Genomic DNA, 23,071 nt, shown 5'->3' with positions numbered 1-23,071 from the left:
GCGGTGCGGGCATTGGTCCAGAAGGTTTTTTATCAAGCGATCTCAATTACTTAGATATTGGTGCGACTCATTTTCCGACCAAAGAACCAGATTGGCCACATTATTGGCTAATAAAACGGAATCGATTTTAGACCATCACATGCTGTTCGGGGCAGGAGGGAGGTCGCCCTTATGCGCCTGTCAGAGCGTTTAGTCCGCTAACAAAAACGTGAGTTGAAACCCGCCAATGCGGCGATGAGGCTCAGCTCCACCCGCCGCCATAGGTCCTATAGAAGACATGGAGACCAATCTTGGTGACCTTCTTCATGGTGGGGGCCCAGAAGGGGCGAACATAGGTCGCGTGGTAATGCGTGGCGGAACCGACTTCCGGCAGCCATATCTGGCCGGCGGAGACCGTCTTTGCCACCTGCTGCGCCATGCGCCATTGCGGCATTTCGGTTACGCGGTGCTTCTGGCCGTCGCAGGCAAAGGAAAACTGGCAGGCGTTGAGCCAGTCGCGGTTCTGGTAGACCACGCCGCAGATCGTTCCCGGATAGGCGGGGTTGCGCACACGGTTGAGAACGACCTGGGCGACCGCAACCTGTCCCTTCACCGTTTCGCCGCGCGCTTCGAAATAAACGGCTTCGGCGAGGCATTTCTGTTCGCTCTTGCTGAAAGCGGAAGGCGGCAGCGGCGTTGCCGCCCACTCGTGATCCTGCTCACCGATCGGCGGCACGAAGCGCCCTTCGTCCGGCTGCGGCTTCAGAATGCTTTCGAAAGGCGATGTCTTGCCGTAATCCGGCGTCGCAGGCGCATAACCAAGGGCCAGCACATCCGGCTGGTCGTTGGTAATGAGCTTGGCAAGCTGGGTCGGCATCTCAGAACGCGGCTTCGGCGGCTTGACCGCGTGGAACGCCATGGTGATGGCGATTTCCTTGCCCTCCAGCTTGCTGGAAAAGGCCATTTTCGCGTCCGTCTTTTCCGGCGGACGCGTGATCATGCTGATCTTGTCGAACATGCTGCCGGCAGTGAAGGCCTTCGCGGGGGCCTTCGGCTTCACCGAAACGAGACGGCCCGTCTTGTCGGAACGATTGATGCGGTTTTCGTCCGGGTTCGGATCGTCCGGGCCAAGCTTTGCCGTCTTGCGTCCGCCCGACAGCGCGACCCGGCCTATGCCGGGCACTTCGATGCCGTTGGTGGCGATGCTGCCCGTTACCGTCGTTGCATCGACGAACGGCATTTCGGCCTGATGGACGGAGCCGACCGGCGCCTTGGCGACAAAGGCAGTCCACCGATGCGTTCCCATGTCGGCCGACGGCACCAGGCTCGCCATGTCCTGAAAGGCAATCGCATTGGAATTGAAGAGATATGTGACGGCTGCGAGAACCAGCGGCACCATGCGGTGCGGCTTTTGGACTGTCTGGCGCGGCTTCGCACGGACGGCGTAATAGCGCCCCTCCTCCGGGCAATAGCCCGTGACAGGGTAATGCCACACCGGCTCGGCAACGGCCTTCCTTCGACCAAACAGCGCTCTTATAGATACAAGGCGCACCGCACACTCCACTCACACTGACTAAACCGACGCGGCGATAACGGAGTATTAACCTTGTCCGACGGGTGAGGACGCGCTTGCAGCTCTGGCGAATACAGTCATTATCAGCAGCGCGTTAACCATGAACGAATATGGTTAATGCGGGGTTTAAGCGAATCCTGCTTTACACATGCCGGAAAAGCTGCGGCGAGGAGGTGCACCATGGATAAGGTCATGGGCGGATGCCTGTGCGGCAATGTTCGCTTCGAAGCGGCGGGACAGCCCTACCGGGTCGGCATCTGCCATTGCCTCGACTGCCGCAAGCATCACGGCGCGCTGTTTCACGCTTCTGCGATATTCCCCGAGACTGCGGTTACGGTCGAGGGAGAAACCCGGGACTACGCGGGACGTCATTTTTGCCCGCGCTGCGGGTCGTCCGTTTTCGGCCACAGCGGCGACGAGATCGAAGTCAATCTCGGTTCGCTCGATGCGCCGGATCAGTTCAGGCCGACCTATGAACTCTGGACCATCCGTCGCGAAAGCTGGCTGCCGCCTTTCCCGGACATGCACGGCTATGAGCGCGACCGTGAAGGGTCAAGCCGCTTTGAGAATTAGAAGCCATCTTTTGTTTGATAACCGCCGTTCTATTTGCGATGAAAACAGTATCGTCAAGTTTTGGAGTGGGAAATTGATGGAGCGGCCTGGAAATCGGAATTATCGCGGTGGCTTTTTTCTAAGGAAAATGATGTACCCCCGCGTTTCGCCTGCCGGAGCGACACTTCTGCTTGCCGTTGCGATGGCTCTTCCGGCAGGGAGCGCCTTCGCCAAATCTGCCTGCGACGGCGTAACGACGACGCTCACCCGGCAGGTGAAATCGGACTACAGGTCTCTCATCGCGCGCAGCCTCGGCAAGAAAGTCAAACCGGCTTCCGTCAACATTGAGAGCTTCATGCAATATGGCAACTGGTCTGTCGTCTATGCGGATGTTCCGGTGGCCGATCCCGGCTACTTCTTTTTCGACCTGTCCGGCAAGTCACCCGAACTGAAGGACGTCTGGGGCGGGATGGCTGAACGAAGCGAGATGCCCGATCTGGTCAAATGGGCCGAAAAGCTCGGCGCCAACAAGGAAATCGCCGCCTGTTTTGCGGATAGGGCAACCGCTTCCTAAGTCGTGGTAATGACTTCACAGGCCATGTTCGACTTGTGAAAGCCCCAATCACCCGTGAAAAGCGGGCCGATACCGATTTGTTCGAAGCGAGCACCATGTTCAAGAAGTTCCTTTTCGCCATAGTGCTCGCCGCTATCGTCCTGTTCGGCTATACCAAGGTCATGGCCCGGATCAGCCTCGCCGAGCCTCCCCTCGCCGCCCCCTCCGACCAGCAGGCCGATGCGATCCGTGTGGAAAAAGCCAGTCGCCAGATGTTCCTGCTTCGCGACGGCAGGACAATCGGCACCTATCGCATATCGCTCGGCAGCAACGGCGATGGCGGGCACAAGCAGCGCGAAGGCGATGAAAAAACACCGGAAGGACGTTATGTCATCGACTGGCGCAACCCGCGTTCGATGGCGCATCTGAGCCTGCATATTTCCTATCCGAACGAAAACGACAAGCAGGCCGCCGCGGCAGCCGGTCACGCACCGGGCGGCAATATCATGATCCACGGCCTGCCGAACGGCTGGGGCTGGCTGGCATCCGCACACCGGCTCTGGGACTGGACCGATGGCTGCATTGCCGTCACCGATGCGGAAATGCGTGACATATGGGCCAGGGTTCCGACCGGAACGCCGATAGAAATTCTGCCCTGACCTTCCAGATGCCTTTCGAGCGGCTCCTGCTTTTAACGGGATCGTTGAAACCGCTCTAACTCTTCACAGACCAGCGTTCGATATCCGCGCTCTGCCCGATCAAGGCGAGGCCGTTGGCGATGGAGTCGAACTGGTTCGAGCTTGTCACCGCGGCATCGGGAAAGCGGCTTTCAAACACGGTGCGGATGACCGGCACGAAAGACGTGCCGCCGGTGAGGAAAACCCGGTCGATAGATGACGTTTCCAGTTCCGCCTTGTCGACCGCCTGCTGCACCGACTGCTCGATCTGGCGCACATCGTCCGCGATCCAGTTTTCGAAATCATTGCGCGTAATGTCGGTACGGATTTCAAAATCGTCGGCCTTGAAGTGCAGTTCCGACATGCGCTGCGATGAAAGGCGCACCTTGAGGTCCGACACGGCGCGATAAATCTCGTAGCCGTAATCGTTCTCGATCAGGTTAATGAAATGTTCGAGCGGCTTCGGGTCAACCGCTTGCCGGGCCAGTTCGTCCAGATCGCGGATGGTGGCCGGAGAGTTCATCAGGAACAGCGTGTTCCAGCGCGCAAAGTTCGCATAATAATGGTTCGGCACGGTCAGCCTTTTGCCGAAGGACTGATATTCAGTCCCCTTTCCAAGCAGCGGCGACACGGCGTTGTCGATGATGCGGTAATCGAATGTGTCGCCTGCGATGCCGACACCCGTCTGGCTGAGCGGCGTGAAGCTCAGGCCCTGCTTGCCCACGTCAAACCGCACGATGGAAAAGTCGCTCGTACCGCCGCCGAAATCGGCCACCAGAACGGTGGACGCGGCTGTCAGTTCCTGCGCATAAAAATAGGCAGCCGCCACAGGCTCATAGACATAATGAATGTCGGTGAAGCCGAACGCCCGGAACGCCTTTTCATAGCGCTGCATGGCCAGCGCTTCATCGGGCGATGCGCCCGCAAAGATCACGGGCCTGCCAATAACCACGCGATTGCCCTTTGGCGGCAGACGGTCACCCAGCCGCGCGGCAACCGTGTTGAGGAAAGTGGTCAGGATATCCTCGAACTTGAACCGCTTGCCGAAAACCGGCGTGTCGGTGAAGGATTTCGAGGCCGCGAATGTCTTGAACGATTGCAGCATGCGCGTGGAGTGCGGCGCATTGACGAATACGTCCATCGCCCACGGCCCGCTTTCGACGGTGCGCTCGCCGGTTTCGCGATCCTGCCAGAAGCAGAGAACCGAACGGTAGCCGGTAATATCAACCCCATCCTTCGGAACACTGAGAACCGCCGTCGTGCCATCCGGCGCTGCAACGGAAAGAACCGTGTTGGTCGTGCCGAAATCGATGCCCAATGTCACGCCGTCGAAACGGCTCTGGTCAGCCTTCGTCATTACTGCACCTTTTTGGAGGAAAGCGGAAAGCGGGCGGATTAGCAGCCGTAGAAGCCAAGCTCAACTCGAAAATGCGAATTTGGAGCATACCGGGAAAATGGAAAATCCCATCAAATAGAAGACCCTTCCCTTTAGAGAAGAAGCGCGCCCGCGTCATTTCAACTAAATTATTAGATCGCGGCGCTGGACTTATTCAGCCAATTTTGATTGGAGCGTTAGCATCAATTATTTCGAATAATACGGGAAATGATTAAATGTCTGATGAAATGAAAGAACATCTCCCAATCGGCGGCGGACTCCTTCTCTTGCTATTGGGAATTGTCGTTAATATATTAGTTAGCTCTTATATGATTTATATTTATATACGAATATTTTATTTTGCAAATATCGATTCAAGTTTTCAAACTATGATATTCTTATATCATGGAGTTATAAACATAACATTCGTTCTCGGATCATTATACGCTTTGTACGCAAACTATTACTATTTGAAGACCTTTAGGACATTCATGGTAATATTTCTGCTTGCATCCGGCATATTGAATATGCTCCCTGTTCTTTTTGCAACACCTGCAACCGCAGCGGATTCTGACGCGAATGGCTTCGTATTGCTTATGTCATGGTTGCCAGCGATTGTTTGGGTCCCTTATCTTCTCTACTCCCCAAGACCGAAAAGAACCTATATCTACGATAGGTCCAATAATCCGTGGCTATCGAAATAACGGCAGGCTGGACTGAACTGCAGAGACAACAAAAAGCCCGGATCGCTCCGGGCTTTTTGTCACTTCTTCTTTTTGGCGCGGCCTGCGAACGGATTATCCGAGGTGCGCAATGAAAGCCGGATCGGCACACCCGGCATATCGAAAGTTTCGCGCAGGCCGTTGATGAGATAGCGCACATAGGATTGCGGCATCGCATCGGGGCGCGAGCAGGAGACCACGAAGCCCGGCGGGCGCGTCTTTACCTGCGTCATATATTTCACCTTCAGGCGGCGGCCCGAGACTGCCGGTGGCGGCTGGTGCGCGATGACACCCGTCAGCCAGCGGTTGAGGCGCCCGGTCGAAATACGACGGTTCCAGATTTCGTGGGTCTTGACGACATTCTCCATGAGCTTGTCGATGCCCTGCCCGCGCTCGCCGGAAATCGGCACGGCGCGAATCCCGCGCACCTGCGGCAGCAGGCGGGCCGTCTTTTCGTAAAGATCGGCAAGAACCATCTGGCGGTCCTCGATCAGATCCCATTTGTTGAATGCGATGATCGGCGCCCGGCCCTCGCGGATGATGAGATCGGCAATCTGCAAATCCTGCTTTTCGAACGGGATCGTCGCGTCGAGCACGATGATCACGACTTCCGCGAAACGGATCGCGCGCAGACCGTCGGCAACCGACAGCTTTTCGAGCTTTTCCTGCACGCGCGACTTGCGGCGAAGGCCAGCCGTATCGAACAGCTTGATCTTGCGGCCACGCCATTCCCAATCCACCGAGATCGAGTCACGCGTAATGCCTGCTTCCGGTCCGGTCAGCAGGCGGTCTTCGCCGAGCATCGTGTTGATGAGCGTGGACTTGCCGGCATTCGGACGCCCGACGATGGCGATGCGCATCGGCTTGGTGGCATCATAGGCCGGGATTTCTTCCTCATCCGGGTCCTCGATGTCATCGCCGATCAATTCGCCGACAGCCTTCGGCGTGAAAACCTCGTCGGCGGCTTCCTCTTCCTTCTCGTCGGCAAAGACACGCTCTTCGCCCAAAAGCTCGACAATCGCGTCGCGCAGATCAGGCATCCCCTGACCGTGCTCGGCAGAAATCGGGCAGGGTTCGCCAAGGCCGAGCTGGAAAGCGTCGTACATGCCGGATTGCGCGCCGCGCGCTTCCGCCTTGTTGGCAACCAGCACGACCGGCTTGCCGGAACGGCGCACCACTTCGGCGAAGGTGCTGTCGGTCGGCGTAATGCCAGCCTTGGCGTCGATGACGAACAGGATAACGTCCGCTTCCTGAATGGCAGCCTCGGTCTGGGCGCGCATCCGCGCTTCCAGGCTGTCATTGGCAGCTTCTTCAAGACCGGCCGTATCAATGACCTGAAACTTCAGATCGTAGAGTTTGGCATCGTGGATGCGCCGGTCGCGCGTGACGCCCGGCAGGTCATCGACCAGCGCCAGCTTGCGGCCGACGAGGCGATTGAACAGCGTGGACTTGCCGACATTGGGACGCCCGACGATGGCGACTGTGAAACCCATGGGAGAAGATGACTCCAAAACTTACAAATTTTAAGTGCTTTGCGCGTCAGGCACCTTGACGCCTGCGCTGCGCATCAGATCGAGCATCGTGTTGGAACGCTGGCGAATATTGGCCGGGGCCAGACTGTCATTGGCAATCTGCTGGAACAGCTTGACCGCGTCATCGAAACGCCCGGCCTTCCATGCAGCCAGGCCCAGGGCTTCCCGCGCGCTGGAGCGCATCGGGTTGCCGTCAGCGGAAAGCGTTTCCACCCGCTTGGCCACATCGTCATAAGAACCGCTGTCGACCAGCAGATAGCCTGCCCGCAGGCGCGCCACATCGCGCAGCGGCGCGGGCACGGCATTGTCGGCGGCAACGTCATCGAAGGCCTTCACGGCACCGGCGGCATCGCCCTTGTCGGCGATCACCGATGCGGCGCGCAGACGCGCCAGCACCGGATAGGAGCCGTAGCCGGTCTTTTCCAGATCGTCGAGCGCAGCCAGCGCCTCATCGTTCTTGCCTTCCGAGGCGAGGTCCAGTGCGGCAAGGAACTTGTCGCCGGAAGCGGAAGCCTTGCTGTCGGTCCAGTGTTGATAGCCGACCCAGCCAGCCGTTCCCAGAACGATGGCCACAGCGGCGCCGATCACCAGCGGACCGAAGTTCCGCCAGACCTGCTTTGCCCGTTCCGAACGGATTTCCTCGTTTACCTCGCGAATGAAACTGTCGTCTGCCATGGACCTGCCGCTAAAGCCAAATTGATGTTCGCATTTGTTGTTCTGGCGCTTTTAGTCGGATTTCGCGCCATATGTAAGACCCGTCTGCGAAATAAGCCGAAACACGTGTCACAAAGTGCATTTCGGTCCGACAATAGCCTTATTCAAGAACTAGCGACAATTCTTCGGAACCCTTCCTCCTCCCGCTCGTTCAGTGGTCCATGCGCTTTCTGTCTCCCCGTCCTGTTCTTCTTTCAGCCCTGGCTCTTTCCACCTGCGCCGCGCAAGCGGAACCGGTGTCCCCAAGGCCGCAATATGTGCTGATCTCCTTCGATGGCGCGCATGACAATGCGCTGTGGACCCGCTCGCGCGAACTGGCGAAGAAAAACAACGCCCATTTCACCTATTTTCTTTCCTGTGTCTTCCTGATGACCAAACAGGACCGGCGCGATTACCAGCCGCCCCGCAAGCGGGCGGGATCGTCCAATGTCGGCTTTGCGCTCAGCCGCGATGAAGTCGTCGCGCGCCTCGGCAATATCTGGCAGGCGCATCTGGAAGGGAACGAGATTGCCAGCCATGGCTGCGGGCATTTCGACGGCACCGACTGGTCGTCCGCCGACTGGGACAAGGAGATCAAGGAATTTCGCCGCATCACCGCCGACGCCTACAGGAATAACGGCATCGAAGGCGAGCCGGAAGGCTGGCGCGATCTGGCGCTGAACGGCATAAGCGGCTTCCGCGCGCCTTATCTCGCCGCATCGAAGCCGGTGCAGGACGCGCTGAAGGCGAACGGCTTTCGCTATCAGGCGTCGTCCGTCACCCGCGGTCCGGAAGAACCGATCCTTGCCGGCCGGTTCGCCTCCTTTGGATTGCCGCTTATCCCGGAAGGCCCGTCGCAACGCCCCATCGTGGCGATGGACTATAATCTCTATGTCCGCCACTCCAAGGGCAAGGAAGCGCCCGGGCAATCGGCGGCTTTTGAGGAACGGGCCTACAAGGCTTTCCGGGCGGCGTTCGACAGGCAATATGCGGGCGAGCGCATTCCGCTTCAGCTTGGCTTTCATTTCGTGCTGATGAATGACGGGGCCTACTGGCGCGCCATGGAAAGGCTGGTGACGGAAGTCTGCACCAAGCCTGATGTCAAGTGCACCACCTATGGCGATTATCTGGACAGTCTCGACAAGGACGCCATCCACGCAGGCCAGAACAGGTCCTGACTTCCTCTATGCCGACGGCGCTGTTTCCAGATTTTGGCGATCCAGCAAAGGCAGCGGCTCATCGCGGATAGTCGCCTCGAAAGCCCTCAGGCGCTTGTAGATCGACAGCAGTTCGATGATCGTCGTCCATGAATTGACGAGATACTGAAACGAGCTCTGCACCTGCGAAAAGACATTGGTAATCTGGTTCATCAGGCCAAGCGTCAGCTTTCCCGCCACGATGGACGGGATAAGGATCAGGGTTGGAAAGATATTGTCGGCCTGCAGGTATATAATTCGGGCGACGTTGAAATAGACATAGTGGAAATAGAGCCGGAAATAATTGTGCCGGACGTTGCGGAACAATTCAGCCATTGTGACTGGCCCGGCGCGATCGTCATGGTCCTCGCCATAGACCAGCTCCTTGCGGTAGGCCGCTTCCACACGCTGATTGTTGAACTCCAGTCCCGGCAACTTGATGCCAACCAGCGCCAGAAATCCGGTGCCGAAGGCAGCCCAGAAAACAGCCGCCCATACAAGCGCATGCGGTATTGCGCCGAGAACCGGCAATTCATTGATTTTCTCGGAAAAGCTGAACAGGACCGGCAGAAAGGCGATCAGCGTCAGAACAGCCTTTACCAGATCGACACCCAATTGTTCGAGCGTCGTGGAAAAGCGCATCGTATCTTCCTGCACGCGCTGGGCGGCACCCTCGATGGAACGCAGTTTCGGCCAATGGTGGACATAATAGTCATTCATCGCGGTGCGCCAGCGGAAGATATAATGGCTGACGAAGAACAGGCTCAGAACGCCGACCGTGACGCCGATAAAGGCAATCTGTGCAAAAGTGACCAAACCCCAGTAGAAGTAGGAGGCGCTGACGGCGCCGGGCGTTGAGAGCGCCTTCTGTATCATGTCGTAGAACGGCCCATACCATGCATTGACCGCCACGCTCACCTGTACGCCGAAATAGGTGGTGAACAGGATCAGCGCCGATCCGAGTATCGACCATCGCTGCCACGGGTGCGGGGAGAACCACGCCCAGAACAGATAGAACGCGAACACCGCCACCGCGAAATAGATATAGAACCAGAGAAACGGTGCCGACCAGAAGATGCTTGCGCCGATAATCGGCGCGGCGTCAGGCGCCAGCGGCGGCAGGCCGAATGTTGCGCCCAGCCTTTCCCCTCCCTCATACCAGCCGATTACCGCCAGCAGGCACCAGCCCAGAGCGGACCAGAAGAACAATTTGGGGCGAGGAAAGAACGACACAAACACCGGGTTACATCCAACTCATGAGGAACTGTCCTCATAAGAAGCCGGTCTTCACGCCTTTACCAGTTAAATTCCTGTAAGGTTTTCAGCCGGTTGTTCGGGCAGCGCGTCCCGCCACCGTGCCCAGCGCCGCGACGACCACCAGCGAGAGCGCTGCGGCCAGGCTTGCGGAAGTGAACGAGCCGGAGCGCTGCGCCATGAAGCCTGCGACCAGCGGGCCGACGATCTGGCCGATGCTGAAGCAGACCGTCATCCGCGCCAGAGCGCGTTTCGGCGACGCCGGTGCGAGCATACGGGCAATCTGCAAACCGAACGCCGTCAATGCCATGAAAGTGATACCCAGAAGCGCGCCGCCCACCAGAGGGCCAAGCGGCGGCGCCAGAACCACGCTTGCGGCAACGCCGATTGCTTCCAGAATGGCCGTCAGGGCAAATGTATTGAAGAGACCGAACTTACGGGCAGCCGGCGCCCACAGCCAGATGGAGGGTGCCGCCGCCAGACCGGTCACCACCCAGACGGCGGCTTCCATCAGCGGGCCGCCATCGGTCGCCCGCACGATTGCAATGAGGAAGGTCGCCGTGATCACATAGCCGAAGCCGAAAATGCCATAGGCCAGCGCCAGCGCGTTGAAGGCGAGGCTTTTGGGGAGCGGCGGCTCGCGCGTGCCGCTGTTTCCGCCCACCGGCCCCTCCCTGACGAAAGCAGCAACGAGAACCGCCATGATGACGGTCAGGACGGCAGCGCCGATCCAGTCGGCCCGCCAGTCGAGCCCGGCAAAGCGGATCAGCGCCACCAGAACAGCGGAAAGCGCAATACCGCTGCCGACGCCGCCGAAATGCAAGGCTCCAAGACCCGCCTTTTCCGCCGCCGTGACATGGCTCAGCACAATTGCCGTGCACAGGATCATCGTCACCGCGCTTATGAAACCCGCCGCAAAGCGGATGATGGAAAACAGCCACACGCCGTCAAAAAGCGCCATGGCCGCACACAGCAAGCCGCTGATGATCAGGCCCGCGATCACGCTTGCCCGTTCGATGCCCGCAGACCAGCCGTAACCGGCAACGACCGCCCCCAGCAGATAACCGATATAATTTGCCGATGCGATGAAACCCGCATCGGCGGCGGTGAAGCCGATATCGGCCATCATTCCGGGCAGGATCGGCGTATAGATGAAACGTCCGATCCCCATGGCGGCGGCCATGGCCAGAAAACCGCCGACAGCATAACGAACGGCGGTGTGATGGCGTGAAGATGCAGGCTTGGTCATGTTCAGCGAAGACTCGGTCATTGGCGGGAAAATAAACCTCAATCACCCGGCGACAAATGAATTTTTCTGATCGGACCGATCACGCAGATCGAGGCTGAAACTGTTGCCTTGCGCATTAACACTAACGACAGAGTTGGGTTTGAACTCCGCCGGAGCAGGCCTACAATAGACTTGCTACACTTTCTTGATGGAGGACCAGGATGAATGGAAGGGGACTATCCGCCTGCCTGTTGACCGCCGTTGCGATCGCCGCCACGGGGACAGTTCAGGCGCAGGATCTGAAGACGATGAACGAAGTCGGCGACGCGCTGAACGTCTGCTGGACCGCGCCTGCGGGCAGCAAGAACTCAGCCGTCACCCTCAGCTTCAGCTTCAAGCGTGACGGAAGCCTGATTGGGCCGCCCCGCGCCACCGCGATCAATGTCCAGGGAGACGACAAGGCCAGGAAGGCATTCGTGAATGCTGCAATCGAGGCCGTTCAAAAATGCACGCCGCTGAAATTTGCGCCATTACTCGCGCAAGGCATCGGGGGAACAGTCTTCACCATGCAGTTTCGTTCGGCGGATTGATCAAAACGTCCGTTTTTTCAACTAGGGCCTTGCGAATCACATAAGTCTACGCTTATGTGTTCGTATGAATGAGAACGATATATTCAATGATATATTCCGGGCGCTTGCCGACCCGACCCGCCGGATGATCTTCGAGAAGCTGGCAGGGGGCAGCAGGAATGCCAGCGCGTTGCGGGAGGGGATGGAGATCAGCCAGCCCGCCATGTCGCAGCATCTGGCGGTGTTGCGCGGCGCGGGGCTGGTGCGTGAGGAACGCGAGGGGCGCTTCGTCAACTATGAAGTCGATCCGAACGGGCTCACCCTCATCGCCAACTGGCTTGCCAAATACCGCGCCTACTGGCCGGAACGTATCGACGCTCTCAAAACCTTGCTGAAGGATATGGACCAATGACCGACCGGCAGGAAGAACGCAGCGAAGAAGCAATAGAGCTGGAATATGAGCTGGATGCCGCGCCGCAGAAAGTCTGGCGCGCGATCAGCATTGCGGAGTTTCGCGAAAACTGGCTTCCATCCGGGGCTTTGGCCGATCCGGAGCCTGCTTCCTGCAAGCCCGGCGTGGAGATCAGCTACCGGATGCGGGAAAGCCAGCCGCCCTTTCTGGAAAGCATGGTCACTTTCCGCATCGCGCCGGGCATTGCCGGGGGCACCTGCCTGCGCGTCATCCACGAATTGAACGACACGCGGACGAAACGTACCGCACCGGCTGCCGCCAACAGCAACCGGGTGCCGCTCATGCACGCCGCCTGAAACACCTACATCCTGATTTTTGGAAGAGAGGAATTCGCCGATGCGCGAAACGATGCAACTCGTCCCTATGGTCGTTGAACAGTCGAGCCGCGGCGAAAGATCGTTCGATATCTATTCGCGCCTGCTGCGCGAGCGGATCATCTTTCTCAACGGCGAGGTAAACGACACCGTATCCGCACTGATCTGCGCGCAATTGCTGTTTCTGGAAGCGGAAAATTCCAAACAGCCGATCAATCTCTATATCAATTCGCCGGGCGGCGTCGTGACCAGCGGCCTCGCCATCTATGACACGATGCGCTATGTCCGCGCGCCGGTGCATACGCTCTGCATGGGGACCGCCCGTTCCATGGGTTCCTTCCTGCTGATGGCGGGAGAGCCCGGCCATCGCGCCGCCCTTCCCAATGCCAACCTGCTGGTTCACCAGCCCTCCGGCGGGTTTCAGGGAAAGGCATCGGACATTTTCATCCATGCCGAGGAAGCGCAGCGAACCAAGCGGCTGATGACACGGCTTTATGCAGAACATTGCGGGCGCACCTATGAAGAGGCGGAACGCGCGCTTGACCGCGATAATTTCATGACCGCCGAGCAGGGGCTCGAATGGGGCTTGATCGACCGCATTCTTGAGCGGCGAGAAAATGCTGCAGCCTGACTCGCGAACACATGCGGCCGATATAGCAATCAACCTCTCAATGTCGCGGAGATATCAGCCCTCCTAAAGTAATTGAAAAGCAGCAACGCTGCTGTTACTTCCTAGTTAGTTTTTTAGGGGGGCTTACATGAAAAAGCTGATTCTTTTTGCCACCGTCGCTGTGGCACTTTCAGCATGCGCAACTACTAACGAAATGCCGTTAGCGCCTAACATGGTGCGTCTTGATACACAAGCATCTGGTGCACTGTTTGCTGGTTCAGCGGGACGGATCACAATGAAACGTGCGGCACAAGCAACGCTAAATAGAGGTTACACCCACTTCCGTCTTGAGCAAGCCAGTACCTCGCAAGGCAGACAATTAGTTGGCGTTAATAGCTGGAACAACGGTACATTTTCCGCAAATACATATGGAAATTCCACGTACGGAAGATACAGTAGTTCTGGTTCAGCAATGCCGGTATATGCACCTACCGCAAATGTCGGCGTAACCGTAATTATGTTTCGGAAAGGCGATGCAGGGGCCAAAGGCGCTTGGGATGCAGCCGAAGTGCTCAAGAAAGAGGGAAACGTCTGAAAAGAAGTCTTCCTATAGTTGAGTATGTTCAGGCGTCAGCTGTATATCAAATCCATGGTGAATAGCTGGAATCTGGCAATCCCCGAAGAAGCGGCAAAGGCCCTGATCGTTCTGCAAGAATGTCTGGGACAGTCCTTGCAAGCCGTTTATCTGCATGGCTCCGCCGTGAATGGCGGCCTTCGACCCAACAGCGATGTGGATCTTCTGGCGGTCAGCGACCAGCCACTGGCGCCTGAAACCGGCGCGCTTCTCGTTGACCGTCTGATGCAGATTTCTGGCCGGCACCCGGCCAGACCCGGCACAGCCCGCTGCCTGGAAGTGATGATCTTCTTGCAGCAGGACCTCGCCGCCCTCACCTATCCCGCACGTTGCGCCTTCATTTATGGAGAATGGCTGCGCGACGAATTCGAGGCGGGAACCGTGCCGCAGCCGCACACCGATCCCGAATATACGCTGGTGCTGGCGCAAGCCGCCCAGGAAGCCATAAGCCTCGTTGGTCCCACGCGCGAACATCTTCTGCCGAGCGTGCCGCATGGAGATGTGCGGCGGGCGATCACCGATGCCCTGCCCGCCCTCACCGGCAATCTTTCGGGCGACGAGCGCAATGTCCTGCTGACGCTTGCCCGCATGTGGTACACGCTCGAAACCGGAAAATTCGCGCCGAAAGATGCCGCTGCCGAGTGGGCGCTGGCGCGTGTTTCGCCCGAAACCGCCTCGGTCCTTGCGCTCGCGCAGGCTGCCTATCGCGGCGCTGCTTCGGACGACTGGCAGAGCCGCCCCCTGCTCGCACGACAGGCAGCGGAGGAGCTTGTGCAGCATGTGCGGTCGCTGGTCTGAAAACCGTCAGGCCGCGGCTTCATCCTGCTTTTGCCGCCGTTCGGGTACGGGAAGGCTGTCGGGAATATCGGAATGCAGGAAGTGCAGAAGCGTATCCTGAACTGATGACAGCCGGTGCACGCAATCGCGCCAGCCGAACGGAATGTCCTTGGGCATGGGCGGTATCCGGCGCGGCGCCTGCCCCTCTTCCAGCTCGCAATTGGCGATGACCACCTGCAAGGCTTCCGCCAGCCATGGCGGGGGCGGCGCTTCCTTTTTGCGCAGCGCATTGCCCAGCGCTTCGCCGAACAGCAGCGCCGATGCGTAGAGGCGGATGCCGCGGCGGTCGTAGCGGCCTGCCATTTCGGTAACCTCGCGCGCCACCAGCCGCCCGCGCAGCGACCAGCGCGCATTGCTGCGCGCCAGCGCAATGCCGTCGCCGAGTGCGATTACCGCCCGGTGCGCCGATGCAAACTGGTTGATCGCGCTTTGCGCCCGCACCGGGTCCTGTTTTTCGAGCGCGATAGCCGACTGCTTGAGCCCGTTTGCAAGACGGTCGATCAGGGCGCGAGCCGCCTTGTCGATCAGAAGCAGCGGGCTCGGCGTCATCAAAATCTGGCTGAACAGCAAACCCACGCCCGCGCCGACCAGAACATCCACCAGCCGCGTCACGCCCGCGACCTGCGGCCCCATGGCGAGAACCAGGATCGCCGAAACGCCCGACTGGATGGCAATTGCAGGCGCCATGCCGAAAGAGGTTGCCAGCACCATGGCAACGAAAGTCACGATGCTTGTGTGGAAGACCGGAACCGTTTCCGGCAAGAGCAGCGAAAGCTCGCCCACCAGCACGCCGGTCGTGACCCCGACGATCACGCCAATCGCCTGCTTGCCATGGTTGGGCAGGTTCGGCGCCAGACAGATCACAGCCGTGACCATGGCAAAGACGGGTTTCGGCTGGTTCAGAAGCAACTGGCAGATCAGCCAGGCGACCCCGCCCGCGAAGGAAGCGATCAGGGAATCGCGCCAGCTCGCGGACCATTGCTGAACGACCTTCTTCGCGCGCTGCCGCATCGGTTTCTCCATCCAGCACGTCCCGAAAAGTGTGAAGCGGTTTCCGGACAAGATGTGCCTAAAAACAAATAAATAGAGCGCCGATCCGATTCAATCAGATCGAAACGCGCCCTTGTTACCGGCAGCTATCTATGGCAGCGTTTTCCCGCCTCAAGACTTGAAGAAGTTTTCATACTGGTCCGGCTTGAAGCCGACCGTCAGCTTTCCGTCGTGATCGAGCACCGGGCGCTTGACCATGGACGGCTGCGCCAGCATCAGAGCCCGCGCTTTGGCGGCATCGACGTTCTGGCGTTCTTCCTCGGGCAGTTTGCGAAATGTCGTCCCGGCCCGGTTGAGCAATTGCTCCCACGGAATATCCTTCAGGAAGCGGTCGAGCGTTTCGCCATCAAGCCCTTCCTTCTTGTAATCGTGAAACGCGTAGTCGATGCCGTGGTCTTCAAGCCAGGTGCGCGCCTTCTTCATGGTGTCGCAGTTCTTGATACCGTAGATGGTCACGCTCATATCCGACTCCTTCGATCATTTTGTTGCGATCAAAGGCCATCGAAACCCCGGTTTCAACCTCTATCTGGAATCGTGAAAGATTATGCCCAGCGTATGCCGCTTGCCGGAACGGATGCGGCTGACGCCGTGCCGCATCTTGACCCGGTAATCGCCGCGCGTTCCCTGCATCGGGCGGTCATTGACCGCGAAGACCACGCCGTCCCCCTGCCGGAGCGGCACGACCTCCGCCCGGCTCTGCATCCGGGGACGCTGTTCGGTCAGGACGAATTCCCCGCCCGTGAAATCCTTCTCCGGCTCGGACAGCAAAATCGCCACCTGCAACGGAAAAGCGATATCGCCGTAAATATCCTGATGCAGGCAATTATAGTCGCCCTCGACATATTGCAGGATGAGCGGTGTCGGCCGGGTCTGTCCCGCCGCATGGCAGCGTTCCAGAAACGCGTCATGGGTCGGCGGAAACCGGACATCCGATCCCAGCCTTTCGCTCCACCGATTGGCGATGGGGGCAAGCTGCGGATAGAGCTTCTGGCGCAGATTCAAAATTAAGGCAGGAATGGGATTTGCGTAATATTTGTATTCTCCGCGCCCAAAACCGTGTTTTCGCATCGAAATAACGGTTCGAAATGCGGCGAAATTGTAGTAACCGGCGGCTATTTCGCGGCAATCCTGTGGCGAAATTATGTTTTCGAGGATTGAGGCACCGAATTCGTCCAGTTCGGCACCGATTTTTTGCCAGTCATAGACAGGGATATCACTCACGCCAGACCCTCCCGCTTGAGAAGATCGCGCTTGCGTTCAATGCCCCAGCGATAGCCGGACAGACCGCCATCATTGCGCACCACACGGTGGCATGGGATCGCGACCGCGATCTTGTTGGCGGCGCAGGCCTGCGCCACAGCCCGCACCGATTTCGGAGCGCCGATGCGTTCGGCAATTTCGGTGTAACTCACTGTGTTACCGACAGGAATTTCTCGCAAGGCTTGCCAGACCCGCTGCTGGAATGCGGTTCCCTGTAGGTCTAGCGGCAGGTCGAGACCGATGCGTGGCGCTTCGACGAAGCCCACCACTTTGGCCACCATGTCCTCGAAATCGCGGTCCGCGCCGATGAGATTTGCCTGCGGAAAGCGCCTTTCCAGATCGCGGATCAGCTCTTCCGGGTCGTCGCCCATCAAAATCGCGCAGACACCCCTGTCGCTCGCAGCCACGAGTACCGCGCCAAGCGTCGACTGGCCGATGGCGAAACGGATATCCGCATTCTTGCCACCCTGCTTGTAAGCCTTTGGAGTCATTCCCAAAATTCCGTCCGAAGCCTCATAGAAGCGGCTGCTGGAATTATAACCGGCATCATAGATTGCGTCGGTTACGCGGATTTCCGGCGCATCAAGTGCTGCCCGCATTTTTTTGGCGCGATGCGCATCGGCGTAGGCTTTCGGGGTCAGCCCCGTGAACGCCTTGAAAATGCGGTGAAAATGGGCGGGGCTCGCTTTCACGGAAGCCGCGATTTCTTCGAGGGAAGGCACTTCTTCCGCCGTCTCGATGAAGCGGCAGGCAGAAGCGACCATATCGGCGTAGCGGGTGCTGTTCTGCGTCGCCAGCGTTTCGGAAAGATGCGGCTTGCAGCGCATGCATGGCCGGAAGCCGGCGCGTTCCGCATCCTCGCCATGGTCGAAAAACTGCACGTTTTCGCGCTTTCCACGCCGCGACGGGCATGACGGGCGGCAATAGACGCCGGTGGTGCGCACCGCATAAACAAATGCCCCGTCCGATGCCTTGTCGCGGTCGAGCACCTTCTGCCAGCGATTTTCATCGGGGTCGTGGGTCTTCATGGTCATAAGGTTCATGTCCGTATTCCTTCAATATGAGCATGAAGGAAGGCTAATGCCATCGCGTCGAAGCGACACTCCGCTGCTTGCTTTCAAATTCGAGACAGCACCGTTGCACAGTCTGTTTACAAATAAGGAACATGCAAGCTTCCAGCTTTTATACCATGATGCGACAGGCAAAAAGGGAGAAGACCATGACGACAATCGGCTTCATCATCGATGGCAAGGAAACGGCATCCGCATCGGGTAAGACATTTGATCGAAAAGACCCGGTCACCGGAAAAGTGGCCACCACAGCGCCTGCGGCCAGCCTTGCCGATGTCGATGCAGTTGCGAAATCCGCCGCGAAAGCCTTTGGAAGCTGGTCGGAAACCGGGCCGAGCGAGCGTCGCGCACTGTTGAACAAGGCGGCGGACCTCATGGAGAGCCGTGCCGATGAATTCATCCGCCTCATGCTGGAGGAAACCGGCGCCACCGCCCCGTGGTCGGGCTTCAATGTCCATCTTGGAGCCGGTGTGCTGCGCGAAGCCGCGGCGCTCACCACCCAGATCACCGGCGAAATCATCCCTTCCGACAAGCCCGGCATCGTTTCCATGGCCGTGCGCCAGCCAGTCGGCGTGGTGCTTGGCATGGCGCCATGGAATGCGCCGATCATTCTGGGCGTGCGGGCTATTGCAGCCGCCCTTGCCTGCGGCAACACGGTTATCCTGCGGTCGTCGGAATCCTGCCCCGGCGTTCATCACCTGATCGTCAAAACGCTCAACGATGCGGGTTTTCCGGCGGGCGTGGTCAATGTCATTTCCAACGCACCAGAGGATGCGCCGGAAATCGTCGCGGCCCTTGTCGCCCATCCTTCGGTCCGCCGCATCAATTTCACCGGCTCCACCCATGTCGGCAAGATCATCGCCAAACAGGCCGCAGAACATCTGAAGCCCGTGCTGCTGGAACTGGGCGGCAAGGCACCCTTCATCGTGCTGGAAGATGCCGATCTCGATCAGGCGGTCGACGCTGCTGCCTTTGGCGCGTTCATGAATCAGGGCCAGATCTGCATGTCGACGGAGCGCTTCATCGTGCATGAGAAAGTGGCGGATGCGTTTGCGGAGAAGCTTGCTGCCAAGGCGAAATCCCTTCCCGCCGGAGACCCGCGCGGCAATGTCGTCCTGGGGTCGCTGGTCGACCTCAAATCCGCCGAACGCATGGACGCCCTCGTCCAAGATGCGGTAGCGAAAGGCGGCAAGCTTCTGGCAGGGGGCAAGCGCGAGGGTTCCATCGTCGAGGCGACGATCATCGATCACGTGACACCGGATATGAACATTTATGCGCAGGAATCCTTCGGGCCGGTGAAGCCCATCATCCGCGTCAAGAATGCCGACGAGGCGATCCGTGTCGCCAACGACACCGAATATGGCCTTTCATCGGCCATCTTCAGTCAGGATGTGAAACGGGCGCTGGCGCTTTCCAAAAAGCTTGAAACCGGCATCTGCCACATCAACGGCCCGACGGTCGCCGACGAAGCGCAAATGCCTTTCGGCGGCGTGAAGTCTTCCGGCTATGGCCGTTTCGGTGGAAAGGCGGTCATCAACGAATTTACCGACCTGCGCTGGATCACCATCGAAGGCCCGCAGCATTATCCATTCTGAATCAAGAAGGGCGGAGCTTTTTAACTCCGCCCTTTCATCACCGCATCAGTTCAGGACTTTCGCGCTTCCTTGATCGCCTCGATCAGTTCCGGCTCCTTCATGACACCGCCATAAAGCTTGGTGCCGATGACGAAGGAAGGCGTGCCGCCGAAATTGAAGGCTTCGCCCTGATCCATATTGCGCTCAAGAATGGCATTGATGCGCTTGGAATCGGCCTTATAGGCCGCATTCAGCTTTGCCGGATCAAGCCCACCCTTCTTCAGCGCCGCATCCACCTGTTCCGGCGTGAGGCGACCGGGCGTCGCCATCAGCGCTTCCATCGCCTTTACATAATTCCCGGACTTTTCCGCCGCGAGCACAAGACGCGCGGCATAGGCCGATGTATCGCCGAAGATGATCCAGTCCTTCATGACGAGACGGACATTGCCGTCATCCTTGACCACGCGCATCAGCTCGCCATGCCCCTTCTTGCAGTAGGGGCATTGGTAGTCGAAATATTCCACGATGGTCACATTGCCGTTCGGGTTGCCCAGAACCGGGATTTCCTTGTCGTAGAGTACTTCCGCAACCGTCGGCACGCGCTGCGCAAGGCTTTCGCCGCCTGAAATCGCAATCGTTGCGGCACCCGCCGCCGTTGCGGCCAGTATCTGACGGCGGTTCATCACGAGCTTGCTCCTTTGCCTGATTGGGATTTATCCAACACGACGACACGCGCACCGGAATTGGCGCGTTTGTAGAGATCGAGGATGTCCTGATTATAGAGGCGGATGCAGCCGGACGATGCGGCCTTGCCGACGGACCAAGGCTCATTGGTGCCGTGGATGCGGTAAAGCGTGTCCTTGCCATCACGATAGAGATAGAGCGCGCGGGCGCCGAGCGGATTGCGGATGCCGCCCTCAAGGCCCTTCGCGTATTTTGCGTAATGCTCCGGATTGCGCTTGATCATGTTGGCGGTCGGCGTCCAGCGCGGCCACTGCGCCTTGTAGGCGACCTTCGCATCGCCGGAGAAAGTCAGACCCGCGCGGCCAACGCCCACCGAATAACGGATCGCCTTGCCGCCCGGCTGCACAAGGTAGAGATAGCGCGCATAGGGATCGACCACGATGGTTCCGACCGGCTCGTTCGTGGCATAATCGACTTCGCGGCGCAGATTGCGCTCGGCGATCTTGCTGACATCGAGCGCCGGGATGAGATTGCCGCGATCGTTCACCGCGCCATAGATGGTCTCATATTCGCTTCTGGCCGTCTGCACTTCCGGCGCAGGCTGGCTCACTGGTTCCGCTGCAACGGGCTCCGCCGCAACGGGCTGAGGCGTGAAAGCCGCCGGCTGCGGCATGGTGACAGCAATCGGCCGATCCGCGGACGCAGTCGTGCAGGCTGCGGCAACAAAAGGCAGACAGGCAATGACAGCCACCCGGAACAGTGATTTTCGTGCGTCCGGCTTCTCATTCAGTATAGTCAATTTCCTTGCCCCCGGGCCAATTTCAATACATTTCATCATTGTTTCCGGTCCGCGCTCAAAAGGCCGACCGAGCGTTCGATAGAGGCGGCTGTGACGTCGCCCACCAATCTGGTTCCCTCCGGTTCCTTGCTGATGCGATCGAAGAAGATCATCGTCGGCGGACCGGCTACACCCAGCTTTGCCATCAGATCGGCATTGCCTGCTGTCAGCTCGGAAATATCCGCCTTGACAAGCTGATAGCCTTCCAATGCCTTCTTCACGCCAGCATCAGGCAAAACCCGGCGCTCCACGGCGGAACAGCTTACGCACCAATCCGCCGTGAAATAGACAAGCGTCGGCCTATCGCCGCGCGCTTTGCCAAGTTTCTCCTGAAGGGAAGAAACAGTCTCGACCGGCGCAAATTGCAGCGCGGCCAGATTCTGATTGCCGCCACGGTTACCGAATGCGGCCAGCGGTTGCAATGGGTCTTTTCCGCCCGAAGCCACGCCAAGCATCAAAATGACGCCGTAAACGAAGGCTGCCGTGCCGATGGTGCGGGCGACAACGCTGCGCCCCGGAATTTTGAGGAATGCGAAACTTGCAGCCCCGAAAAGCAGAAGCGCCCACAGCACCATGTCCACGCCCGGCGGCAACAGCGGCGCGGCCATGAAGATTGCGGTGGCGAGAAAACCGAAGCCGAAAACCTGCTTCACCGTTTCCATCCATGCGCCTGCGCGCGGAAGCGTGCCCGCGCCGAGCGTAGCGAAGGCAATGAGCGGCAATCCCTTGCCGATGCCGAGCGCAAAGAGGGCGGTAGCACCGAGCGCGACATTGGCGGTCTGCGCGATATAAAGGAGCGCGCCCGCGAGCGGCGCCGTAACGCACGGGCCGACAATCAGCACGGACGAGAAGCCGAGTATCGCCGCCGACCGCTTGGAACCTGTCCGCTGCTGGCCATTGGGGCCTGTAGCCGAGGAAATCGCGCTGACCCATGAATTGGGAAGCTGGATCTGGAACAGGCCGAACATGGAGAGCGCCAGAAGCGTGAAGATTCCTGCCAGCACCAGTGCTGTCCATCTGGATTGCAGCACCATTTGCAGGTTCTGCCCCGACCAGCCTGCGATTGCACCAACCACGGCGAAGCCCAGCGCCAGGCTGACGACATAGACGGCGGAAAGCACGAAGCCGCGCTTTGCCGTCAGCTTCTCCCCTTCCCGCGCCAGCGTTCCGGCAAGAATGGGATAGATCGGAAAAACGCACGGCGTGAAGGCAAGCAGCACGCCGAAAGCCAGAAATGCGGCGATCACCAGCCCGGTGCCGCCCCGGTCAAGCAGCCCCTCGACCATGCCTTTTTCAGGCGCGAGGGCAAATGCCGCACCTTGCGGAGCGGCTGATGCAGAAGCGGGCGCGAATGCCGATGCCTGCGTCAGCAGCTTGGCTTTCTGGCCTTTCTCGCTCGATATTGCGAGCGTGACGGGATCGATGGTCCTCGTTTCCGGACGGTAGCAGATGCCGTCTTCCTGGCAGCCCTGATAGGTCAGTTCCAGCGGCTGTGCGTCCGCTTTCACGCTTGCCGTGGCGTGGGTGTAATAGACCTCAAGCCGCCCGAAATTCGGATCGTCCTTTGGCTGGCCGGGCTGCGTGTCGACCGCAAGCGCGTTTCCCTGCCCGTCCTTCGCCTCGATGTGGTCGCGATAAAGATAGTAACCGCCAGCAATCTGCCAGTTGAGCACAAGACGGCCATCCGTATCCTTCGTTACGCTCAGGCGAAAAGCCTGATCGGCCGGCAGCGGGCTGGAGCCGACAGCCGAACCGGTCGCCAGAAACAGGGCGAGGGTGATGCTTGCAAGGCTCGCAAAAAGACGTGTCACGGTTTTCCGCATAA

25 protein-coding genes are annotated in these 23,071 nt (G+C 58.9%); 12 read left to right on the top strand and 13 right to left on the bottom strand.

Annotated elements, in window-relative coordinates:
* Positions 1–241 precede the first annotated feature (241 nt).
* The gene (locus F9K78_RS10810) at positions 242–1,531 is read right to left on the bottom strand and encodes a cell wall hydrolase (RefSeq protein WP_121980601.1); all 1,290 of its coding nucleotides are present in this window, start codon (positions 1,529–1,531) and stop codon (positions 242–244) included.
* Between the two features lie 201 nt (positions 1,532–1,732).
* On the opposite strand from F9K78_RS10810, the gene F9K78_RS10805 reads away from it, so the two are divergent.
* The 3 genes from F9K78_RS10805 to F9K78_RS10795 all read left to right on the top strand — a co-directional run bounded on the left by F9K78_RS10805 (position 1,733) and on the right by F9K78_RS10795 (position 3,316).
* Positions 1,733–2,125 carry a GFA family protein gene (locus F9K78_RS10805; RefSeq protein WP_121985578.1) on the top strand — a complete coding sequence of 131 codons (393 nt, stop codon included), beginning with the start codon at positions 1,733–1,735 and terminating at the stop codon, positions 2,123–2,125.
* Between the two features lie 127 nt (positions 2,126–2,252).
* On the top strand, positions 2,253–2,678 hold the full coding sequence (locus F9K78_RS10800; RefSeq protein WP_235925411.1) for a hypothetical protein: 426 nt from the start codon (positions 2,253–2,255) through the stop codon (positions 2,676–2,678).
* A 95-nt stretch (positions 2,679–2,773) separates the two neighbouring features.
* Positions 2,774–3,316 carry a L,D-transpeptidase family protein gene (locus F9K78_RS10795; RefSeq protein WP_121980604.1) on the top strand — a complete coding sequence of 181 codons (543 nt, stop codon included), beginning with the start codon at positions 2,774–2,776 and terminating at the stop codon, positions 3,314–3,316.
* A 55-nt stretch (positions 3,317–3,371) separates the two neighbouring features.
* Here F9K78_RS10795 and F9K78_RS10790 read toward each other — a convergent pair whose 3' ends face one another.
* Complete coding sequence (locus tag F9K78_RS10790; protein ID WP_121985580.1) at positions 3,372–4,691, bottom strand: Hsp70 family protein; 1,320 nt, start codon at positions 4,689–4,691, stop codon at positions 3,372–3,374.
* A 254-nt stretch (positions 4,692–4,945) separates the two neighbouring features.
* Here F9K78_RS10790 and F9K78_RS10785 point away from each other — a divergent pair, with 254 nt between their 5' ends.
* Positions 4,946–5,413: a DUF2569 family protein gene (locus tag F9K78_RS10785; RefSeq protein WP_121985581.1), complete on the top strand. Its 468-nt coding sequence runs from the start codon at positions 4,946–4,948 to the stop codon at positions 5,411–5,413.
* 59 nt (positions 5,414–5,472) lie between these two features.
* Here F9K78_RS10785 and der read toward each other — a convergent pair whose 3' ends face one another.
* Positions 5,473–6,924 carry a ribosome biogenesis GTPase Der gene (der, locus tag F9K78_RS10780; protein ID WP_121985582.1) on the bottom strand — a complete coding sequence of 484 codons (1,452 nt, stop codon included), beginning with the start codon at positions 6,922–6,924 and terminating at the stop codon, positions 5,473–5,475.
* Between the two features lie 30 nt (positions 6,925–6,954).
* Positions 6,955–7,638 carry a tetratricopeptide repeat protein gene (locus F9K78_RS10775; RefSeq protein WP_121980608.1) on the bottom strand — a complete coding sequence of 228 codons (684 nt, stop codon included), beginning with the start codon at positions 7,636–7,638 and terminating at the stop codon, positions 6,955–6,957.
* A 200-nt stretch (positions 7,639–7,838) separates the two neighbouring features.
* On the opposite strand from F9K78_RS10775, the gene F9K78_RS10770 reads away from it, so the two are divergent.
* Positions 7,839–8,834 carry a polysaccharide deacetylase family protein gene (locus F9K78_RS10770; protein WP_121985583.1) on the top strand — a complete coding sequence of 332 codons (996 nt, stop codon included), beginning with the start codon at positions 7,839–7,841 and terminating at the stop codon, positions 8,832–8,834.
* 6 nt (positions 8,835–8,840) lie between these two features.
* Here the strand turns inward: F9K78_RS10770 and sbmA are convergent, their stop codons facing one another.
* Both sbmA and F9K78_RS10760 read right to left on the bottom strand, forming a co-directional pair.
* Positions 8,841–10,091 (bottom strand): peptide antibiotic transporter SbmA, encoded by a 1,251-nt coding sequence (sbmA, locus tag F9K78_RS10765; protein ID WP_121985584.1) that lies wholly within the window; start codon positions 10,089–10,091, stop codon positions 8,841–8,843.
* Between the two features lie 82 nt (positions 10,092–10,173).
* Positions 10,174–11,355: a YbfB/YjiJ family MFS transporter gene (locus F9K78_RS10760; RefSeq protein ID WP_121985795.1), complete on the bottom strand. Its 1,182-nt coding sequence runs from the start codon at positions 11,353–11,355 to the stop codon at positions 10,174–10,176.
* A gap of 200 nt (positions 11,356–11,555) precedes the next feature.
* On the opposite strand from F9K78_RS10760, the gene F9K78_RS10755 reads away from it, so the two are divergent.
* The 6 genes from F9K78_RS10755 (at position 11,556) to ant(9)-Ic (ending at position 14,731) form a co-directional block, all read left to right on the top strand.
* Positions 11,556–11,924 (top strand): hypothetical protein, encoded by a 369-nt coding sequence (locus F9K78_RS10755; protein ID WP_121985585.1) that lies wholly within the window; start codon positions 11,556–11,558, stop codon positions 11,922–11,924.
* A gap of 64 nt (positions 11,925–11,988) precedes the next feature.
* The gene (locus F9K78_RS10750) at positions 11,989–12,315 is read left to right on the top strand and encodes an ArsR/SmtB family transcription factor (protein WP_121985586.1); all 327 of its coding nucleotides are present in this window, start codon (positions 11,989–11,991) and stop codon (positions 12,313–12,315) included.
* The gene (locus tag F9K78_RS10745) at positions 12,312–12,671 is read left to right on the top strand and encodes an SRPBCC family protein (RefSeq protein ID WP_121985587.1); all 360 of its coding nucleotides are present in this window, start codon (positions 12,312–12,314) and stop codon (positions 12,669–12,671) included. Before F9K78_RS10750 ends, F9K78_RS10745 begins: the two co-directional genes overlap by 4 nt.
* A 40-nt stretch (positions 12,672–12,711) precedes the next feature.
* Positions 12,712–13,320 (top strand): ATP-dependent Clp protease proteolytic subunit, encoded by a 609-nt coding sequence (locus F9K78_RS10740; RefSeq protein ID WP_121985588.1) that lies wholly within the window; start codon positions 12,712–12,714, stop codon positions 13,318–13,320.
* Between the two features lie 127 nt (positions 13,321–13,447).
* Entirely contained in the window at positions 13,448–13,894 is a 447-nt protein-coding gene (locus tag F9K78_RS10735; protein WP_121985589.1) for a hypothetical protein, read from the top strand.
* A 54-nt stretch (positions 13,895–13,948) separates the two neighbouring features.
* Entirely contained in the window at positions 13,949–14,731 is a 783-nt protein-coding gene (ant(9)-Ic, locus tag F9K78_RS10730) for an aminoglycoside nucleotidyltransferase ANT(9)-Ic (protein ID WP_174813437.1), read from the top strand.
* A 6-nt stretch (positions 14,732–14,737) separates the two neighbouring features.
* Here the strand turns inward: ant(9)-Ic and F9K78_RS10725 are convergent, their stop codons facing one another.
* The 4 genes from F9K78_RS10725 to ada all read right to left on the bottom strand — a co-directional run bounded on the left by F9K78_RS10725 (position 14,738) and on the right by ada (position 18,123).
* Positions 14,738–15,781, bottom strand: coding sequence for an FUSC family protein (locus tag F9K78_RS10725; protein WP_121980616.1), 1,044 nt, complete (start codon positions 15,779–15,781; stop codon positions 14,738–14,740).
* Positions 15,782–15,931: 150 nt separating this feature from the next.
* Positions 15,932–16,282 (bottom strand): ArsC family reductase, encoded by a 351-nt coding sequence (locus F9K78_RS10720; protein ID WP_121985590.1) that lies wholly within the window; start codon positions 16,280–16,282, stop codon positions 15,932–15,934.
* A gap of 60 nt (positions 16,283–16,342) precedes the next feature.
* Positions 16,343–17,041 carry a 2OG-Fe(II) oxygenase gene (locus F9K78_RS10715; protein WP_121985591.1) on the bottom strand — a complete coding sequence of 233 codons (699 nt, stop codon included), beginning with the start codon at positions 17,039–17,041 and terminating at the stop codon, positions 16,343–16,345.
* On the bottom strand, positions 17,038–18,123 hold the full coding sequence (gene ada / locus F9K78_RS10710) for a bifunctional DNA-binding transcriptional regulator/O6-methylguanine-DNA methyltransferase Ada (protein WP_121985592.1): 1,086 nt from the start codon (positions 18,121–18,123) through the stop codon (positions 17,038–17,040). Before ada ends, F9K78_RS10715 begins: the two co-directional genes overlap by 4 nt.
* A 176-nt stretch (positions 18,124–18,299) precedes the next feature.
* Between ada and F9K78_RS10705 the strand changes: the two genes are divergently transcribed.
* On the top strand, positions 18,300–19,745 hold the full coding sequence (locus F9K78_RS10705) for an aldehyde dehydrogenase (protein ID WP_121980620.1): 1,446 nt from the start codon (positions 18,300–18,302) through the stop codon (positions 19,743–19,745).
* A gap of 50 nt (positions 19,746–19,795) precedes the next feature.
* Here F9K78_RS10705 and F9K78_RS10700 read toward each other — a convergent pair whose 3' ends face one another.
* The 3 genes from F9K78_RS10700 to dsbD form a co-directional block, all read right to left on the bottom strand.
* Positions 19,796–20,410, bottom strand: coding sequence for a DsbA family protein (locus F9K78_RS10700; RefSeq protein WP_121980621.1), 615 nt, complete (start codon positions 20,408–20,410; stop codon positions 19,796–19,798).
* Entirely contained in the window at positions 20,407–21,159 is a 753-nt protein-coding gene (locus F9K78_RS10695) for a L,D-transpeptidase (protein ID WP_121980656.1), read from the bottom strand. Before F9K78_RS10695 ends, F9K78_RS10700 begins: the two co-directional genes overlap by 4 nt.
* 83 nt (positions 21,160–21,242) lie before the next feature.
* The gene (dsbD, locus tag F9K78_RS10690) at positions 21,243–23,057 is read right to left on the bottom strand and encodes a protein-disulfide reductase DsbD (protein WP_235925410.1); all 1,815 of its coding nucleotides are present in this window, start codon (positions 23,055–23,057) and stop codon (positions 21,243–21,245) included.
* Positions 23,058–23,071 lie beyond the last annotated feature (14 nt).

This window comes from Brucella pseudintermedia (assembly GCF_008932435.1).
Lineage (GTDB): Bacteria > Pseudomonadota > Alphaproteobacteria > Rhizobiales > Rhizobiaceae > Brucella > Brucella pseudintermedia.
This window is presented reverse-complemented; position numbering and strand designations above follow the sequence as displayed.